The 19,179-nt window shown below is 59.8% G+C and carries 9 protein-coding genes, 2 tRNA genes, 3 rRNA genes and 1 pseudogene; 8 read left to right on the forward strand and 7 right to left on the reverse strand.

Going from position 1 to position 19,179, the window contains the following annotated elements; genetic code table 11:
- Positions 1-278: 278 nt before the first annotated feature.
- Positions 279-1,814: an aldehyde dehydrogenase family protein gene (locus HTZ84_RS14745; protein ID WP_174681384.1), complete on the reverse strand. Its 1,536-nt coding sequence runs from the start codon at positions 1,812-1,814 to the stop codon at positions 279-281.
- Positions 1,815-2,027: 213 nt separating this feature from the next.
- Here HTZ84_RS14745 and HTZ84_RS14750 point away from each other — a divergent pair, with 213 nt between their 5' ends.
- The 7 genes and pseudogenes from HTZ84_RS14750 to HTZ84_RS23125 form a co-directional block, all read left to right on the forward strand.
- A complete protein-coding gene (locus tag HTZ84_RS14750) occupies positions 2,028-2,759 on the forward strand; it encodes a helix-turn-helix domain-containing protein (protein WP_174681385.1) in 732 nt (243 codons plus the stop codon).
- A gap of 87 nt (positions 2,760-2,846) precedes the next feature.
- The gene (locus HTZ84_RS14755; protein WP_174681386.1) at positions 2,847-3,686 is read left to right on the forward strand and encodes a proline dehydrogenase family protein; all 840 of its coding nucleotides are present in this window, start codon (positions 2,847-2,849) and stop codon (positions 3,684-3,686) included.
- Between the two features lie 568 nt (positions 3,687-4,254).
- Entirely contained in the window at positions 4,255-5,706 is a 1,452-nt protein-coding gene (locus tag HTZ84_RS14760) for a sodium-dependent transporter (RefSeq protein WP_174681387.1), read from the forward strand.
- A 2-nt stretch (positions 5,707-5,708) separates the two neighbouring features.
- Positions 5,709-6,032: a hypothetical protein gene (locus HTZ84_RS14765; protein ID WP_254611760.1), complete on the forward strand. Its 324-nt coding sequence runs from the start codon at positions 5,709-5,711 to the stop codon at positions 6,030-6,032.
- Between the two features lie 102 nt (positions 6,033-6,134).
- Complete coding sequence (locus HTZ84_RS14770; RefSeq protein ID WP_174681388.1) at positions 6,135-7,133, forward strand: proline racemase family protein; 999 nt, start codon at positions 6,135-6,137, stop codon at positions 7,131-7,133.
- Positions 7,134-7,854: 721 nt separating this feature from the next.
- Positions 7,855-8,766 carry a DMT family transporter gene (locus tag HTZ84_RS14775; RefSeq protein ID WP_174681389.1) on the forward strand — a complete coding sequence of 304 codons (912 nt, stop codon included), beginning with the start codon at positions 7,855-7,857 and terminating at the stop codon, positions 8,764-8,766.
- A gap of 346 nt (positions 8,767-9,112) precedes the next feature.
- Positions 9,113-9,645: pseudogene (locus HTZ84_RS23125) on the forward strand (sodium:solute symporter family transporter); the annotation flags it as partial.
- Positions 9,646-10,438: 793 nt separating this feature from the next.
- Here HTZ84_RS23125 and rrf read toward each other — a convergent pair.
- The 6 genes from rrf to HTZ84_RS14810 form a co-directional block, all read right to left on the reverse strand.
- Positions 10,439-10,560 (reverse strand): 5S ribosomal RNA (gene rrf, locus HTZ84_RS14785).
- A 127-nt stretch (positions 10,561-10,687) separates the two neighbouring features.
- Positions 10,688-13,592: ribosomal RNA gene (locus HTZ84_RS14790) — 23S ribosomal RNA — on the reverse strand.
- A gap of 214 nt (positions 13,593-13,806) precedes the next feature.
- Positions 13,807-13,874: transfer RNA gene (locus tag HTZ84_RS14795), tRNA-Ala, on the reverse strand.
- Positions 13,875-14,009: 135 nt separating this feature from the next.
- Positions 14,010-15,472: ribosomal RNA gene (locus tag HTZ84_RS14800) — 16S ribosomal RNA — on the reverse strand.
- Together the 16S, 23S and 5S rRNA genes with 1 tRNA gene alongside form the textbook arrangement of a ribosomal RNA operon.
- A gap of 1,094 nt (positions 15,473-16,566) precedes the next feature.
- A tRNA-Ile gene (locus HTZ84_RS14805) sits at positions 16,567-16,640 on the reverse strand.
- A gap of 69 nt (positions 16,641-16,709) precedes the next feature.
- The gene (locus tag HTZ84_RS14810; RefSeq protein ID WP_174681390.1) at positions 16,710-17,321 is read right to left on the reverse strand and encodes an FxsA family protein; all 612 of its coding nucleotides are present in this window, start codon (positions 17,319-17,321) and stop codon (positions 16,710-16,712) included.
- A 177-nt stretch (positions 17,322-17,498) separates the two neighbouring features.
- On the opposite strand from HTZ84_RS14810, the gene HTZ84_RS14815 reads away from it, so the two are divergent.
- Entirely contained in the window at positions 17,499-19,148 is a 1,650-nt protein-coding gene (locus HTZ84_RS14815) for a DUF255 domain-containing protein (protein WP_174681391.1), read from the forward strand.
- Positions 19,149-19,179: the final 31 nt, after the last annotated feature.

Consider the following 19,179-nt stretch of genomic DNA (forward strand, 5'->3'; position numbering starts at 1 on the left):
ACGACCGGCCACCGTTTCGATCGAGTTCGGGGAATCGTCATCCGTCACAGATCAGTAGCAAGATAGAACGTTCACACATTCGAAACACGCTACTGAGAACGAGTCGCAACCGAGAAGCGTCGACTCGGTTCGTGCGGTAGCGTCTACTGAGTGTGATCAGTGCCGATCGGGAACCGCCCGATCGAGACTAATCAGCGCCGCAGCGTCCCGTCCAGCCGCAGTTTCGACACCACTCCGCCGAGACGGCGGTCGACTGACCGCAGAGCGGACAGCTCCGCTCAGTCATCGTCGGTCGTGATGTCCGCGGACAGTCCCTGGGCCATCTCGATGTCCTTCGAGTTGTTCAGCGTCCAGGCGGTGCGCTCGGTGACGGCCTCGATCACTTCGCGGCCGCTCGGGTAGCCGTTGCCGGACTTCTTGACGCCGCCGAAGGGCAGGTGGACCTCGGCGCCGATACACGGCAGGTTGCCGTACGCGAGCCCGACCTCGGCGTTGTCGCGGTAGTAGTTGACCTCGCGGTAGTCCTCGGAGATGATCGCTCCCGCGAGCCCGTACTCGGTGTCGTTGTGGATCTCGACGGCGTCCTCGATGTCGCCGGAGTACTCCATGAGCGCGACGTGGGGACCGAAGACCTCCTCCCGGGTACAGCGGAGGTCGGCCTCGTGATCGGCCTCGTAGACGAACGGGCCGATCCAGTGGCCGTCCTCGTGGCCGTCCGGAATCTCGTCGGCAGCCAGTTCGTCGCGGTCGACGAGCACGTCGACGTCCTCCTCGCGGGCGAGTTCGTTGTACTCGAGGACCTTCTCCTTGTGCTCGCCCTCGACGAGCGGGCCCATGAAGGTGTCTTCGGCCAGCGGGTCGCCGACGGCGACGTTCTCGGCGACGTCGACGAACCGTTCCTTGAACTCGTCGTAGACGTTCTCGTGGACGATCAGGCGCTCGGCCGAGACGCAGCGCTGTCCGGTGGTCTTGAACGAACTCATCACGGCCGAGTGGACGGCCGTATCGAGGTCAGCCTCGTCGGTGATGACGACCGCGTTCTTCCCGCCCATCTCGCAGGCTGCGAGCTTGCCGGGCTGTTCGGCGACGGTCTGGCCGACTTGTTGGCCGACCTCGGCCGAACCGGTGAAGAGGACGGTGTCGACGCGCTCGTCCTCGACGATGGCCTCGCCGGCGTCGCCGAAGCCTTGGACCATGTTGAAGACGCCGTCCGGGATGCCGCTGTCCTCGAACATCTCGGCGACGATCTGGGCGCACCACGGCGTCTGTTCGGCGGGCTTCCAGACGACCGTGTTCCCCTCGACAAGCGAGACGGCCATGTGCCAGAACGGGATCGCGACCGGGAAGTTCCAGGGCGTGATACAGCCGATGACGCCGCGGGGCTTGCGGCGCATGTAGGCGTCCTTGCTCCCGATCTCGCTCGGGACGACGTCGCCGTGAGGGTGGCGGGCGTTGCCCGCGGCCCACTCGACCATGTGGGCGGCCTCGACGACGTCGGCCTTCCCTTCCGAAATCTCCTTCCCGCACTCCTTGGTGACGATCTCGCCGAGCTCGTCCGTTCGCTCGCGGAGCTCGTGGTAGATGTCCCAGAGGTACTCGGCGCGGTCGATGTGGGAGAGTTCGCGCCACTCGTCTTGGGCTTCTTCCGCCGCCTCGAGGGCGGCGTCGACGTCGGCCTGGGTCCCGCGGTGGAAGGTCCGCAGGGTCTCGCCGGTCGCCGGGTTCTCGCTTTCGAAGGTCTCGTCGCCCTCCCCGTCGGTCCACTCGCCGTTGATGTAGTGCCGGTCAGGCTGAGCTGTCGTCTGCTGACTCATACGGTACGAATGATGGATCATCGCGGAATAACCACGGCCTCCCATGGTCGGGACCGTCCGCCTCCCCCGGCGGTCGGTTCGAGGGCCGTCTCTCGATCTGCGTTTCGGGCTCCAACGCGGCGGAATTGAGCCGATCGGCGGCGAACTAACGCGCGTTATCGCTATTCAGTATGTTTATAGTGCTCACACGGAACTAGCGAGTAGAGCCGACCCATGAGCAGCACGAGTTCGACGACGACTACGACAGGGTCTCCGGACGGCACACGACTCACACTCGAGATCTGGCACCCGGATTGCTGGGGCTTGCAGGCGACCGAGGCGGTCGACGCCGGTCTGCTCGTCCACACCGTCCACCGCACCGTCGAAGACGCGGTCAAAGGCCACTTCACCGTGTACGCCGATACGACGAACCAACTCGACGAGTTCGTCGCCTTCGCGGACGAGTCGCCGCTGACCCACTCGACGGTCGAACTCGGACAACGACCGACCAGCACGGCACCGAACCCGGGGAACGCGACCCGCGAACTGTTCGTCGAGTACGAGCCCGAACACAGCATCAGCGACGCGCTCGTCTCCCACGGCTTCATCCACGACGCGTCGGTGCGCGTCGAAGGCGGCGTCGAACACTGGCCGGTCTTCGTCGCCGGTGGCCGCGACGAGATCCGGAACCGACTCGAGGCGATCCGGACCGAGACCGACGCGGAAATCTCGGTCAGCCGGGTCGCCACGCCCGACGGCGGCCCGTCCGAGACCGCCGACCGGACGGATCGTCTCACGCCCCGACAGCGCGAAGCGTTCGAACTCGCCTGCGAGCAGAACTACTACGCCTGGCCCCGCGAGATCAGCACGCGCGAACTCGCGGACGAACTCGGCGTTTCGAAGACGACGCTGCTCGAGCACCTCCGAAAGGCCGAAGCGAAGTTGCTCAATCCCGACGACGTCTGATCGCCTCTGCCGTTTATTCCTCGATACTTCCAACAGAATCTTTTGGTCGGGTATCGATTTAGGGTGGTTCCGTACCAGCGATCGGGTATGATTCCCCCGATTGCGAGCCGGTTCGTCGCCGGCACGTCCGCATCCGGTGCGCTGGATCACGTGTCCGACTGTAATCGAGACGGAATGGGCGGCATCCTGAACCTTCTCGGCGAACACTACCACGAACCCGAACCCGCGGCCGAGGACGCCGACGAATACTGCCACCTCGCCTCCCAACTGGCCGAGCGCGACCTGAACGGGACCATCTCCGTCAAACCCTCCCAGATCGGGATCGACGTCGGTCCGGACGTCTTCACGGCGAACTTCGAACGAATCGTCGAGGCCGCGGCGGCCGAAGACGTCTTCGTCTGGTGTGACATGGAAGACCACACGACGACCGACACGACGCTCGACGCCGTCGAATCCGCGGCCCGCGACCACCCGGACGGCGTCGGCGTCGCGATTCAGGCCAACCTCAAGCGGACGCGCGACGACCTCGAGCGACTCGCCGACGTTCCCGCGGCGGTCCGTCTGGTCAAGGGCGCCTACGACGAACCGTCGTCGGTCGCGCTCGATTCGAAGGCGGCCGTCGACGAGGCCTACGAGGACCACCTCGAGTTCCTCTTCCGCGAGTTCGATCACGGTGTCGCGGTCGGGAGCCACGACACGAAGATGCTCAAGACCGCGGTCGACCTCCACAAGGAGTACGGCACGCCGTTCGAGATCCAGATGCTCATGGGCGTCCGCGAGGACGCACAGCGGGAACTCGCCGAGAAGGGCTACGAGGTCAACCAGTACGTCCCCTACGGCGACAAGTGGATGCAGTACTTCTATCGCCGCGTCCGCGAACGGAAGGAGAACGCGCTGTTCGCGCTTCGCGCCGTCGTCGGCGTCTGATGGAGTGGGATCAGTAACGTCGAGGAACCGCTCCGACTGACGACAGCGCATAAGATCCGTTTCAGACGAGAGACGATACTATTCCTGTCGGTTCACGAATCACCGAGTACGCGCGCCCGGCGTACACGGAGTCCACAGTTTCAGTCATTGATCGCTGAATACAGCAGTCACCGGCAATATAGACGTCTGTGCGTAATCGCATAGTACCGCGATCTGCTGTTTGCTCAGCGAGGCACTGATAGATCGAGGCTGAGCCGAAGGGAGTTCCTCCTTAGTGAATGAATGCTGATCGAGGGGCCAACACTGACCAACGGGTTCTCCGAATGTACCGCTTTTGAGCCCGATACGATGGGAGATTGAACGATTTCACGAGATATTGCGTGACAGTCAGACCAGCACAGAGCGCTGGCTGGTCGTCTACACCACCCCTACAACTATTTTTGGAATCACCAAGTACTGGCGGATCGACCCTGGTTACAGCATTCGAGCAGGCGATTTGATGTACCGATGTCCACGATACGAGAACAGGAAGGTTTATACAAGCGTATCATTCATGTTTTTTCGTAGCATGGAAGAAGATACAGGACTCGCCCGTGATCAGTGGGCAACACGGTTCGGTTTCGTTATGGCACTGGTCGGGGCTGTGGTGGGGTCTGGCAACATCTGGCGAATGCCGTACGTTGCTGGAATGAACGGAGGTGGGGCGTTTCTGGTTATCTATCTCGTCCTACTGTACCTCATCGCCGTCCCTGGATTGATGGCAGAAACGCTTCTCGGCCGGTACACGCAAAGTGGAGTCATTGGTGCGTTTAAGAACTTCCTCGGAGAGGGGTGGTCCGAAGGGTTGGGCCTCGTAGTCGTCATCGTCAATATCGGGTTGATGTCTTACTACGCCCCGGTAATCGCGTGGACAATCTACTATCTGGCACACGCGGCACTGGGAACGTTCTACCAACCTGGATTCGACCCCACGGCGTTCTGGGCCGCGTTCTCTGGATCCCCACTGTTAGTCGTGGGACTGCACACGTTGGTTGCGGTCCTAGTCGGATTCGTCTTGCTTTTCGGTATCTCGGATGGTATCGAACGAGTCGTCAAATGGATGATCCCGGCTTTGGTGGTGACGCTGTCCGCAGTCGCTATCAAAGGACTAACGCTCCCCGGAGCGATGGAAGGGCTCGCGTTCGCGTTCAATCCTGAGTGGGAGTACATGACCGATGCAAATACGTGGATTGCTGCTCTCGGTCAGGCACTCTTCTCAACCGGGCTGGGATGGGGTATTGCGCTCACTTACGGTAGCTATCTCGGAAAGAACGACGACGTCCCGCTCGGCGGCGGCCTGATCACCGCGGTTGGGAACACGAGCATCGGTCTACTCGCCATCTTTACCGTGTTCCCTGCCGTCTTCGCGTTCGGTCTGGAACCGACTACGGGAGCTGAGTTGACCTTCGTTTCGCTCGTTTCGATCTTCCCGAGTATGACCGGCGGCTACATCTGGGGCCTTCTGTTCTTCCTCGGCTTCCTGTTCGCTACATACTCGTCCGGCCTCGGTATCACAGAGGTCGGGGTAACGACGGTCAAAGAAGAGACGCGTCTGACGCGTACTCAGTCCGTGATAGCAGTTGTCGGCGCTTGGTGGCTGCTCGGGATTCCGAGCGCGTATTCCTCTGAGTTCCTCGGATGGATGGACTTCATGTTCGGCAACTTCGGACTCCCGCTCGCGACGTTGATGATACTCATCCTCGTCGGCTGGGTGATCGATTCGAAACGCGCTCGCATCCTCGACTTAAATCATAACAGCGACGTCTATATTGGCTCTTACTGGGATCCGATCATCAAATACGTGATTCCGACCGTGATGGTCTTCATTATGGGGTATTACTTCGCAACCAATATCGAGGACCCGCGGGCGATCAGCGGTCTCGCCCTCATGACTGGTCTTACTATCGGGAGTATCCTACTCATGCAGTTCATTCGGAGAGGAAAGACGAATGAACCCGCTCTGACGCCAGGAGGTGACTGATAATGGCGGAAACATTAACTGCGTTCGGTTGGGTCGTCATGCTGTCGATGATAATTACCCTGTGGTGCGCTTCTATAGTGGCTCTCAAGAAGACCCTTTCCGAGGAGGACAAAAAAGCCGAGCTAATAACCCAACAGGGGGCGATAGAGAGCTACTCCCCACGCGCTCTGACCGAACTCCGTGAGTGGATCGAGAACCACCCGAACGATCCATATCGTGAGATAGCGGTCCAGCGGTACAACGAGTGCGTTGAGACTCTGAAAGAGATCGACGAGCCGTTTTACGACTGGAACGACTCTCAGATATCTGACTTGGAGAAACTATAGGTCGCCGCTGCGGATCTGACTACCGTAATTGAATCGTTTTCATCGGTACTGAGATCCCCTCAGGAGCGAAATCATTATACTTGAACTCGCGGATGATAGGATATGCAGTCAGACGTGCTTATTGAGTCGATCGACACGCACACAGGTGGCGAGCCGACTCGCATTATCACTGGCGGCCTCAACCGAGAAGTGTTCGAGGGCGGAACGGTCCAAGAGCAACGCGATAAGTTTGCCGAAGAACTCGACCACTTGCGTGAGTTCCTGATGAAGGAACCACGGGGCCATGACGATATGTTCGGAGCGATTACGGTCCCGCCCTCTCGTGACGACGCAGATCTCGGATTGTTCTTCATGGATAACGAGGGATACCTCGACATGTGTGGGCACGGGACAATGGGTGTCGTGACCGCATTGATAGAAACGGGACAACTGGAAGCGAAATCACAGTTACGAATCGAAACGCCAGCAGGTGTCGTCTCAGCGCGTCCAGAGATGAGTGAGGACGGGAGGGTCGACCGAGTTGCTGTCCAGAACGTCACCTCATATATTATCGATAAAGTCGAAGTCACTCTGTCGCTTGGCGGCAGATCGATCGTAGTTCCGGTAGACGTTGTCCACGCTGGTAACGTATTCGCACTCGTCCCTGCGTCCGCAGTTGACCTCGCAGTCGCGACGGAGAATACGGACGAATTCGTGGAATTAGGCCTTGAAATCCGGCGGACCATCAACCAAGAGATCGACCTTCGAGACCCACTTTCTGGAAAAGGTACGACAGTAGATATTACGGAGTTCTACGAGTCAGACAACGACGCCGACCGAAACGTCGTTATTTTCGGCGAAGGGCAAGTCGATCGTTCCCCGTGCGGAACCGGGACTTGTGCCAAAATGACCCTTCTTCACGAGAGGGAGGAACTCGACCTTACCGAGCCGTACCAGTACGAAAGCGTGATCGGAACGCGTTTCGAAGGCGAACTCCAGGACCACGAGGACAGAGACGGCACTCGCGTAATGACATCGGAGGTTGCTGGATCCGCGTATATCGTCGCGACCCACAAGTTCTTACGTGATTCTGAAGACTCGGTCCCGGGCTTTAGTGTCTAGACTCGATATCACATCGAGACTGAGAAATACGGATCGCTGATTTCGCTACTGACCTTCCCCAACTACGAGCGCTCGTTCGCCGAACTCGCGTCCGTCGAACGGACAACTGGAACCGCGGTCACGAACAATCGCAGTACAGCGGAGCTGTCGGAGCACGAGCCGGTTCTGCTCGTACTGCGGTGATCGGATAGACGAGACCACCCGCAGCGGCCTCCCCCGTCGCGTTTGTGCGAACTGATCGCACGATCTACGCCTTCCCAAACCCACTGACAGCGAACCCGTAGATTCCTCGAGGAACGCACCGGTAAAACCGAGTCGTGGGCTCGAGTAGACCCAGGCGAAGCACTGATCGAACCGTTCGGTCGGTTCGGCTACGAAGTGACGCTTAGGGACGACGAGAGGCTTCTCGACGTACTACGGATTTCGACGTACCGACACATATCGTCGGGCTCGGCCGAGTATCGGGAACGGGGCTAGCGATCCGATCGAAGAGGACGTGAGTCTCCAGACGTGACATCGGCATCTGGTCGAGTGGTATCTCCGGAACGAATTCGCCAACTTCGATATTTTCAAGACTGTGTGTGACAACGACGATAGATGGCTGTCAGTCGAATGAGCACGTCAGCGACTCGAGTACAACTCGCCGGACAATGGCGCAGTGTGGAGTCTACCATCAGGATGTGGAGAGCTCACCCGGTTACGAAATCACGGAGAGTATAGAATGTCGACAGTCAGAGACGTTCGGGATCTGGGTCTTCTCGCACTGTTATGGGGTACCATCTTTCCAGCAGCCGAAATCGGGCTTTCGACGTTCCCGCCGCTTCTGTTGATGGCATTGCGATTCGACGTGGCCAGCCTACTTATGATCGGGTACGTCGTCCTTCGGAGTGAGGACTGGAGACCGCGTTCACGAGGCGACGTGCTTGCGATCGTTGCTGGCGGCGTGTTGTGGACTGTAATCGGCAACGGTGTCTGGTACATCGGCCAGGCCCTGACCACGAGCGTTTTCTCGGGCATAATGACTAGTCTCGTTCCGGTGTTAACAGCCGGGTTCTCGTGGGTACTCCTTCCTAAAGAGCGCCTTCGCCCCCTCTCGATCGCTGGCTTGGGGATCGGATTCGTCGGTGTGCTGGTTATGCTGGTTCCGTCCGGAACGATTGCGTTCACCGAGGGCCTGCTGGGCAAAGCAATTCTATTCGGGGGCGCGGGTGGCGTCGCGCTGGCGAGTGTGCTGATTCGATACGCCGACATGTCTCTCTCCAGTTCAGTGCAAACAGCTTGGTCAGCGGCCCTCGGTGCAGTCCTTTTACACGTCCTGAGCCCACTATTTGGAGAGACGTGGAGCGGTGAGGTGCCACTGATTGCTGGCGTGGCAGTCGCCTATCTCGGTGTCATCTCGACGGTCGTTGCGTATCTGCTCTATTTTTCACTGCTCCAGCGTCGTCCCTCGTTCGAGGTGACACTTGTGATGTATGTGTCTCCTGTAGTTGCTGCGATTACCGGGTGGCTTCTGTTCGGGGAGCCAATCACGTTCCCAATGGTCGGAGGGTTCCTCCTCGTAGTTGCGGGGTTCTCACTGATGAAACGCGAAGAGATTCGGACAGAGCTCACTCGATACGGAATTGTCGACTGATCTGCACAATCTTGAATGAAAAAGAGTGCTACTATCTACTGTGCTGTGCGGCCACCTCACCGAAACGGCCCACCCGTGTTGACGCCGTTTGCCGCGTACACTCCCTGCATTTCAGTGGGATATAGCACGATCACCGCTTCGTCGTTCTGTTGACCGACACCGTACGTCCGGTTTCATCGAAACGATGTGACCGACGAGTACGGCCGCGAACGCCTCGTGGCGAGTACTAGGGTCGGCTGAGTTCTGAACAGATACGTTCGGAAATGTATCGGCTCACGTATCTCTGCGTGATCGACGGCTGGTCCGCACGATTGCGAGCCGGTGGTTTCCGAGGCGACGAATTACGGCCACTATTCCGAGTGTCCTAGTAGTGTTCGTCGCCTACATCGGCGTCGAGTTCGTCGGACTGTACGCGCTGGTCGTCTTCGGCCAGGACGGTATCGAGGACCCGAACAACGTCGTGCCGCTGCTCACGCTCGAGTTCCCTCCTGGTGCGATCGCGGGGATCACCCTGGCGGCCGCACTCGCCGCGATGCCGTCCAGCGCCGACTCGCACAGAACACGCCGATCCACACGCTCGTCCTCGACTATGCCTGGGGCGGCCTCGGCGCGGCCATCGGCCCACCGCTCATCGTGTCGCTGTGGTGGAAGCGCATCACCGCCAAAGGCTCGGTTGCGAGTATGATCGTCGGAGCCCTGACGATGATCGTCTGAATCCAGCTTTCGAGCATCCTCGAAATATTCGGGCTCATGAGTGCTATCGAGGGGTCGGTGCTCCTCGTGGGACTCGTCACCGACGACGAGCTCGTCCTCGCGTTCACCTCCTCGACGATCACGCTCATCGTCGTCTCGCTCGTCACGGAGCCGCCGGAGAGCGTCGCGAGCTGGGTCACGCAGCGGAGACGCAAAGCTACTGCTCGCATCACGGGCTCCGATCGATAGTCGTGTGCGCTCGAGAGAGTCTCGGGGATGGTGTTCGTCCTTACGGATTGCTATAGTGGTTTGGGAAACAGTATATTCTCCATTTTATCGGACTAGTTATGTATTTATTCGCGTTGCGGCTTTCACATCAGTCGGCTTCAGGACCGACTGTGCTGGGACAGGTATCACTCGACCGTATTCTCGCTCGAGAAGCACAGTTGCTGCTCCGTGTTCCGTTCCACTCCTGGAAGAACGTACGTGTAGTGTCCGTTTCCCGTAATCGGTAGTGACGCAACTCACTGCACTCGTGAACAGCGCCATCCAGTCAAGACGACGTCTCATCGGGTGAATCTCGGCTTCGTGTCTTCGCTCATTTACCGACGATTAATTTTGGGAGATTCACTCGAGTCGAACCAGATCACGAACCGGGTTCGACTATCGATTGATGCCAATTCTATGCTCAATGAGTAGTTTTTGAAAGCGAGGGGAAGATGGAGCTGATATCTTGGTGAGTGACTATAGCCATCCGTTGTGCTCGTACCGGCATCGCCTCTATCACCCCGAAAGCGGCCGCGGGATCGCTCTCGTATTCAGGACACTCTTGGACGATTCTGTTGTACGGGCCGCTGTAACGCCAATCGGCGGGACCGAGCCGCGGTCAGACCACTATCAGTCCTCGAGAACTACTGCTATAAATACGAGTAGCCCCGCACAGCCGATGCTGTGCGGGGCGTGATGATGAAGTATGAGTGGATGGCGGCGAATCGGGTCTCCCAGAGGGTCGCCCACTCCAGTACTCGCCGAAACGCAGGCGGGCTTAACGTCCGTGTTCGGGATGGGTACGGGTGGAACCCCGCCGCTGTGGCCGCCGAACGCCGATCAGCGGAATCGAACCGCCGCAATACCAATATCGGTGGTGTATCGACCGTAGTGTACGTGTAGTCCAGTTTGCGTCCGGACCCGTTCACCGCGTCACGGATCCAATGCGATTGTAGTTATGAGTGTGTGGCTTGGCCGATTAGTGCTCGCGGACTCAACACCTCGTTGCCTTGGTGCGTACATCCCGAGTCTATCGAACTCGTCTTCTACGAGTAGCCTCAGTGGTTCCTCTTTTCCAGGTGGGTTTCGAGCTTAGATGCGTTCAGCTCTTACCCCGTGGTGCGTCGCTGCCCGGCACGTGCCCTCTCGGACAGCCGGTACACGAGTGGCACCCATTCGTAGTTCCTCTCGTACTATACGAACGTTCCTGTCAGGAACCGTAACACCCCCAATAGATAGCAGCCGACCTGTCTCACGACGGTCTAAACCCAGCTCACGACCTCCTTTAATAGGCGAACAACCTCACCCTTGCCTGCTTCTGCACAGGCAGGATGGAGGGAACCGACATCGAGGTAGCAAGCCACCCGGTCGATATGTGCTCTTGCGGGTGACGACTCTGTTATCCCTAAGGTAGCTTTTCTGTCAGCAATGGGCCGCATCAAGCAGCCGCATTGGTTCGCTAGACCACGCTTTCGCGTCAGCGTCCGTCGTTGTGCCGGACACTGTCAGACTTCCTTATGCTCTTGCGCTCTTTCCGCGTCTCCGACGCGGGTAGAAAATCTTGGGCGCGCTCGATATCTTTTCAAGCGCGTACCGCCCCAGTCAAACTGCCCGGCTACCAGTGTCCTCCGCCAGGAGTGAGTCGCAGTCACCATCGGGTAGTATTTCAATGTTGGCTCGGTGGCCCGCTAGCGCGGGTACCTGTGTAACGCCTCCTACCTATGCTGCACAATGGCGACCACGTCTCAGTGACAGCCTGCAGTAAAGCTCTATAGGGTCTTCGCTTCCCCTTGGGGGTCTCCAGACTCCGCACTGGAACGTACAGTTCACCGGGCCCAACGTTGGGACAGTGGCGCTCTCATTGATCCATTCATGCAAGCCGCTACTGAAGCGGCAAGGTACTACGCTACCTTAAGAGGGTCATAGTTACCCCCGCCGTTAACAGGTCCTTCGTCCCCTTGTACGGGGTGTTCAGATACCTGCACTGGGCAGGATTCAGTGACCGTACGAGTCCTTACGGATTTGCGGTCACCTATGTTGTTACTAGACAGTTGGAGCGCCCGAGTCACTGCGACCTGCCTCGTTGCGAGGCAGGCATCCCTTATTGCGAACGTACGGGACTAACTTGCCGAATTCCCTAACGTCGGTTGATCCCGACAGACCTTGGCTTTCGCCGCCACGAGTACCTGTGTCGGATCTCGGTACGGACAGTGTGCTCACCTTTTCACGGGCTCTAGGTTGACCTCTCTTGCGCTATCCAGCCATTCGTTCGCTTCCTGCCATTACGGCTTCCACGAACTTCGACTGTTCGCCCGAGCGAAAACTCGGGAGAGGCGGCCCCAAAGCGTCGGCTTTGAGTGCACACTGGCATAGGAATATTAACCTATTTCCCTGTTGTCTGCTTCGACTTACGGGCAGACTTAGGACCGGCTAACCCTCAGCTGATCAGCATTGCTGAGGAACCCTTACTCGTTCGGCCGTCGGGGTTCTCACCCGACTAACGCTGCTACTATGACCAGGATTTTCGTTACTGAACGGTCCACACGACTTCTCAGCCGTGCTTCCACCCGAACAGAACGCCAACCTACGGGATCACTTTCGATCAAGAGTGCCGCTGGTCTCGGTGGTAGACTTGAGCCCCGATCATTTTGGGCGCCGCAAACCTCGGCCGGTAAGCTGTTACGCTTTTCTTAGAGGGTAGCTGCTTCTAAGCTCACCTCCCGGCTGTCTAGGGCTTGCGACCACCTTCGATCGCACTTAGTCTACACTTGGGGACCTTAACCCAGCTCTGGGTTGTCTCCCTCACGGTACACAGGCTTACCCGTGCACCGGACTCCTGCGTCGAACGGCGTTCATAGGTTCGGAGTTGGACAGGGGCGCACTCCTCTCAGTGCGGTCCCCCAATCCGTCGCTCTACCCCATGAACTACCTCGGCAGAGGTGATGCTTCGACATCTTTCGGTTGGAACCAGCTGTTTCCGGATTCGATGGGCCTTTCACCCTGACGTAGGTCACGCGAGGGTATTGTAGGACACCAACGCTATCGGGCCTCCACGTGCCTTTCGGCACGCTTCACCCTACCCACGCCAGATCATCCGGTTTCGGTCGTGCCCGTTTGACTCCCCGCGCTTGAACACGGCGGCCCTCGTCGTAAGACTGCGGCCATGTCGGTTTCCCTACGCCTTCCCTGATGATCAGGTTAGACTCGTCAAACAGGCACACTCCTGGTTCGTTTTTCAAAACGTACGACAGAACACCGGCTTCCCGGACGGCTTACTACAGGTTTGCACCTGAGTCATTGTGTCCGGGACCTTGTATGCCCTGTCGCTCCATCGCCAACTGATTTCACGCCCTATTGCACCTCCCTTCGTGGGGTGCTTTTCAGCGTTCGCTCACGCTACTTGTTCGCTATCGGTCTTGAGGAGTGTTTAGTCTTCGCGGTCGATGCCCGCGATCTTCACGAGGGATATCCAACCCCCGATACTCTGGAGCTGACTCGTCTCTTACTCTACGACAGTACGGGACTGTCACCCTGTCTCGTGCTCTGTTCCAAGAGACTTCGTGTCATGTTTCGGAGAGTGATTGTCAGTCCGAACACCACATTGCCCGTGAGGGCTTCGGTTTGGACTGTGTCGCGTTCTTTCGCCAATACTAACGACATCGCGTTTGCTTTCTTTTCCTGTCGATACTAAGATGTTTCAATTCTCGACGTTCCCCATTGCGCGAAGCAATTGCGGTGGGGATTCCCATTCGGAGATCCTATGTTCTTTGCCTCCGTGCGGCTCCCATAGGCTTATCGCAGCTTGGCACGTCCTTCTTCAGCTCTCAAGCCGAGCGATCCACCAGCTGGCACAGTAGCCACGTTCATCGGATCGGCATTGCACCGAAGTGCAATGATATGTGACCCGGGAACGGGTCCAGTGGACGCCTGGACTACACGTACACACGGTCTCATCTGCACGCCGTAGACGCGGCATGCATTAACCCTTCCAGCCACGTTTACGGGCTGGTGCATCGTTCGTTCGGATTAGATCGAAATCGCCTGCCCCTTAAGGGGCACGATTCGATCCGCTCCGAGCCATGGACCCACATTCGAACCCTGGGCATCCTCCTTGCAAAGGAGGCACTCTACCACTGAGCTATGGGCCCACGTCCACCCAGAGGGGTGGACAGAGCGCGAAAGTGTTAGCCTTGGTAGTTCTAAGGTGCCCGATCGGCCAAACGGATGGTCGATCGAACGTGGAAACCGCTAGTGAGCCAGGCCGTCGGCCTGGTCTCGGTCTGTGGAGGTGATCCAGCCGCAGATTCCCCTACGGCTACCTTGTTACGACTTAAGCCCCCTTGCGGAGCCCAGATTCGACCAGCGTTGCGCTGGCCTCATCCGGACCCCACTCGGGTGCTTTGACGGGCGGTGTGTGCAAGGAGCAGGGACGTATTCACCGCGCCCTTCTGAGGCGCGATTACTACCGAATCCAGCTTCATGAGGGCGAGTTTCAGCCCTCAATCCGAACTACGACCAAGTTTCGGAGATTAGCGCCCCCTTTCGGGGTTGCATCCCACTGTCTTGGCCATTGTAGCCCGCGTGTCGCCCAGCACATTCGGGGCATACTGACCTACCGTTGCCCGTTCCTTCCTCCAGTTTGGCACTGGCAGTCCTCCTAATGTACCCAACTACCACAAGGGTATTGCTGGCAATTAGGGTGCGGTCTCGCTCGTTGCCTGACTTAACAGGACGCCTCACGGTACGAGCTGACGGCGGCCATGCACCTCCTCTCAACGGCTCCAGTAAGCTCATCACACTGACCTTCACAGCACGTTGTCGATGCTGGTGAGATGTCCGGCGTTGAGTCCAATTAAACCGCAGGCTCCTCCGGTTGTAGTGCTCCCCCGCCAATTCCTTTAAGTTTCATCCTTGCGGACGTACTTCCCAGGCGGTCTGCTTCACGGCTTCCCTACGGCACAACACAGGCTCGTAGCCTGTGTCACACCTAGCAGACATCGTTTACAGCTCGGACTACCCGGGTATCTAATCCGGTTCGTGACCCGAGCTTTCGTCCCTCACCGTCGGATCCGTCTTCCTGAGGCGCTTTCGCCACCGGTGGTCCGTCCAGGATTACGGGATTTCACTCCTACCCCGGACGTACCCCTCAGGTCTTCCGGTCCCAAGCCATCCAGTTTCCACCGGACGCCCGCGTGTTAAGCACGCGGATTTCCCGATGGACTTGGATGGCCAGCTACGGACGCTTTAGGCCCAATAATAGCGGTCATCACTCGTGCTGCCGGTATTACCGCGGCGGCTGGCACCGGTCTTGCCAGCACTTATTCTGCGACCACCTTACGGTCGCGAGCGAGACGATATGCCCTCGCACTTGGAGTCTCCTTATCGCACTCGCGTGCAGTGTAAAGGTTTCGCGCCTGCTGCGCCCCGTAGGGCCCGGTATCTTGTCTCAGATACCGTCTCCGGGCTCTTGCTCTCACAACCCGTACCGATTATTGGCACGGTGGGCCGTTACCCCACCGTCTACCTAATCGGCCGCAGCCACATCCTATGGCGCCGTAACGTTTCGGATTCCCCGCAGTTCCAGCGTGGGAATCGTATTCCGGATTAGCCTCAGTTTCCCGAGGTTGTCCGGATCCAATGGTTGGCCACGTGTTACTGAGCTATCTGCTACGGGTCTCAACCCGTGCAACTAGCATGGCTAAATCGGACTCCAATAGCAATGACCTCCGGCAGGATCAACCGGAATGCTATCTGTCTCCCCAGTTGGGGAGGATTTGTTGGCGGTGAATGTTAAGATACACACTCACACATGGGTCCACGTTCGGTGACCGCAATGATCGTCGACCGATCGGGCGTCACCGAACTACCAAGGCTAACATCAGACCCCTTCTGTACGGCGGACCGCAGGGGAAGGGTCCTCATCTTCTGCGTATTATACCACAATCGCTGGTTACTACTTAAGGCCTCTGAATCGGAACTCCAAAGGTAGGTACTACCATACAAGATACAATGTATAATGATTGTGTTTCCGCCCGAACTATTCCAATAACTCGAGACCACAGTCGTAGCTAAATTCCGTTTCGAGCGCCGCTGAGCGAGGATGCTCGTCCACGAAGCTAACTCGGCCCTCGAGTGCGCCAACGGACGGCTTTCGAGACGATCCCGATGATCGCGGCTGGCGGCGACTCGCCTGCCGGGAAACGGCGTCCACGCTGGCTGATTTTCGTTCGTGGGTCACGCGTACGCGTGCGCTCTCTGTTTCCGGATCGGTCGCTTCGTCCGTTACCGAGAACCGACGACCCTCACAGCCTCGAGTCAGCCCGATCACGAAACTTGCAAACTCGGCTATCGCGAAAGACGATCTCGGACGCATTCGGGCTACACCTCGAGCAGTTTCGAATCACTCTCAAGACGACGCGAAGACGATCCTTCTCGCCCGGTATGCGATGCTACGCGGGTATCGATCTCTCCCAGACCGCAGCTGACGTCGCGTTCCTCACTCGCGGCGCGACTCGTTCGGTACGATCGAGTCGGTCGTATTGCTGCTCGCGGGCTCTCCTTCGCGTGATTCACAGCAGAAGAAAGTAAGTCCGATTAGAACCGTCTCGAGGTGGTTTCACTCGCTGCGCTCGCGAGTACACCGTTCAGAGCGTAAATCCTCACCACAGGTCCCGCGACTCAAAACGAAGTCCACGCAAAAGTATGGGCCGACTCGGATTCGAACCACCTCGAGACGTTCCGGGTCGCTCACTGCGTTCGCTCCCGGCGTGCGACTCGCGTAGTTAAAACCCGGGTCGGATTCCGTAGTTGCGGCTCACGGATTTGTTCGTCGCAAGAATATGGGCCAACTCGGATTTGAACCGAGAGCCTCCACCTTATCAGAGTGGCGCTCAACCTAATTGAGCTATTGGCCCGCGCTTCGCACTCAATAGTTGCGGGGTGGAACGTTTAAGCGTTTCTTTCTTCGGGCCCCGTGCGAACCGCTACCGGGCGGAGGGGTCGTCGTCTAGATCCTCTCCGGAATCGGAGGGCCGCTCGTCGCCGAAATCGATCGTGTACGAGTCCTCGTCGGCGCGGTCGTCGACCGTGTAGTCGTCGGCGCCGAGGTCGTACGTCCCGCTGTCGGTCGAGCCGCCGTCACTGGAACTCCCGCCTCGAGTCGCCCCCTCATTGGGAAAGCCGAAGGTCCAGACCTTGCCGCTGGCGAAGCCGCCGGTCTTCTTGTCCGCGTAGGGGACGATCACGAACCGTTTGAGGGCGGCCCGGATCGGAACGCGAGTGATCGGGACGGCCAGCAGGAAGCCGATGGCGTCCGTGACGAGGCCGGGCGTCAGCAGGAAGGCCCCGGCGGCGATCAGGAGTCCGCCGTCGAGCAGTTCGTTGGTCGGGGGTCGCCCCTCGGCCAGCGACCGCTGCATCTTCCCGATAGTTCGGCGACCCTCGGCACGGACGAGCAGCATGCCGACGAGTCCGGTCAGGACGACGAGCAGCACCATCCCGACCCAGGTAAGCGCGCCGAACTGGGTGACGAGGAACCCGAGTAACACCGCATCGAGGAACGGGATGAGCAATAACGCGGCAATCCACCGGAGCATACGTCGACATAGCCGGCGGAGGGTGAAAACGCTTTACTCTCACTACACGTCCGCGGAACGACCGTTTCGGAACGGGTTCGCTCGCCGGAAGTCCGATCTCGCCGGTCCCGAAATTGCGCCGGTCAGCGGCGGTTCCGCAGTCGAAGGGCTTACGCCCGCAACAGCCGAGACTCCGGTATGGACGACCAGACGCGCGTCGAGTGGCGCGACTGGGGACAGGACGCCTTCGACGAGGCGGCGGAGGCGGACGCCCCGGTTTTGCTCTCGCTCACCGCGACGTGGTGTGATCACTGCCACGAGATGGACGCGGAGACCTACGCGGAGCCTCGCATCGCGGCGAATATCAACGACAGTTTCGTCCCCGTTCGGGTCGACGTCGATCGCCATCCGCGCGTGCGCGATCGGTACAATATGGGCGGGTTCCCGTCGACGGTCTTTCTGGCCCCGGACGGAACGGTCCTGACCGGCGCGGGCTATCTCGGACCCGATGGCATGCGACAGGTGCTCGACAGCGTTCGAACGATGTGGCAGACGAAAGGCAGCGGCGCCGGTCGCGTCCCGCGCCCGCTTCGCGAGGACAACCCGCCCGCGGGTCGGCTCACGAGCGACGTCGAGTCGGCGATGCTCGGCCAGCTGACCGAGGCCTACGACGAGGTCGCCGGCGGCTGGGGCGGGAGTCCGAAGTTCCCGCTGCCCGACGCCCTCGAGTTCGCCCTCAAGCGCGATCGGGAGATGGCCCTGCGCTCTTTCGACGCGGTCAGCGCGAACCTGTTGGACGAGTACGACGGGGGCTTCTACCGGTTCGCGGCCGAACGCGACTGGGCCGGACTCCAACACGAGAAGCTCTTGGATACCAACGGCGCGCTCGTGCGCGCGTTCGCCAACGCCTACCTGCTGACGGGCAAAGACGAGTACCGCGAGCCAGCCGAGCGGACCGTCGACTACCTCACGACGACGCTGTGGAACGACGAGGCCGACGCCTTCGCGAACAGTCAGGCGCCCGGCGAGGACGACGCCCACACGATCGACGCGACCGATCGGTCGATGGCAGACGAGCCGCCGGTCGACGAGGGCGTCTTCGCCGGCCCGAACGGGCTGGCGATCGAGGGGCTGCTCACCTACCACGCCTACACCGACGACGAGCGGGCGCGCCGGTACGCCGAACGCGCGCTCGAGACCCTACAAGACGACCTGCTCGAGGACGGCGTCGCCGTCCACGCGCTCGAGGGCGATGTCGAACGCGACGCGGACGGCGAGCCGATACCGCTGCTCGCGAACCAGGCCCGCGTCCTGTCGGCGCTGACGACGACCGCGAGCGTCCTCGAGACGGACGCGCTGACGGACGCGACCGCGGTCGCGGACGCGACGATCGATCGGCTCCGCGACGGGGAGTCGTTCCTCGACGGACCGGCGTCGGGGGCCGGGCTCCTCGAACGCCCGCTTCGGCCGCTGGATACGAACGTCGCGCTCGCGGACGCGCTGCTGGAGGTCGCGGTCCTGACCGGCGAGGAGCGGTACCGCGAGGTCGCCCGGGAGACGCTCGAGGCCTTCGCGGGCGCGAGCGACCGCTTCGGCGTCCAGATGGCTCGCTACGCGACCGCCGTCTCGCGGCTGCTCGAGGGACCGCTGGTGATCCGCGTCGCGGCCGACCCCGGAACCGACCTCCATCGGGCCGCCCTGCGAATGGCGGACCACGAGAAGGTCGTCGTTCCCGCCGCCGACGACCTCGAGGCGGGGCTGGCGCGGGTCGAACGCGGCGATCAGCGCTCGGACACTGCCGAAACCCCCGCCGAGTTGAGCGAACGCGTCCAGTCGGTCCTCGAGTAACGCGAGCGGAGGCGGCGGCTCCCCGCGGCTC

It is taken from the genome of Haloterrigena gelatinilytica, from assembly GCF_013342145.1.
GTDB lineage: Archaea > Halobacteriota > Halobacteria > Halobacteriales > Natrialbaceae > Haloterrigena > Haloterrigena gelatinilytica.

Bases quoted from the DNA above. Each gene is read 5' to 3' on its own strand.
- HTZ84_RS14745 (WP_174681384.1), bottom strand. From the start codon at position 1,814: ATGAGTCAGCAGACGACAGCTCAGCCTGACCGGCACTACATCAACGGC.
- HTZ84_RS14750 (WP_174681385.1), top strand. From the start codon at position 2,028: ATGAGCAGCACGAGTTCGACGACGACTACGACAGGGTCTCCGGACGGC.
- HTZ84_RS14755 (WP_174681386.1), top strand. From the start codon at position 2,847: ATGATTCCCCCGATTGCGAGCCGGTTCGTCGCCGGCACGTCCGCATCC.
- HTZ84_RS14760 (WP_174681387.1), top strand. From the start codon at position 4,255: ATGGAAGAAGATACAGGACTCGCCCGTGATCAGTGGGCAACACGGTTC.
- HTZ84_RS14765 (WP_254611760.1), top strand. From the start codon at position 5,709: ATGGCGGAAACATTAACTGCGTTCGGTTGGGTCGTCATGCTGTCGATG.
- HTZ84_RS14770 (WP_174681388.1), top strand. From the start codon at position 6,135: ATGCAGTCAGACGTGCTTATTGAGTCGATCGACACGCACACAGGTGGC.
- HTZ84_RS14775 (WP_174681389.1), top strand. From the start codon at position 7,855: ATGTCGACAGTCAGAGACGTTCGGGATCTGGGTCTTCTCGCACTGTTA.
- HTZ84_RS14810 (WP_174681390.1), bottom strand. From the start codon at position 17,321: ATGCTCCGGTGGATTGCCGCGTTATTGCTCATCCCGTTCCTCGATGCG.
- HTZ84_RS14815 (WP_174681391.1), top strand. From the start codon at position 17,499: ATGGACGACCAGACGCGCGTCGAGTGGCGCGACTGGGGACAGGACGCC.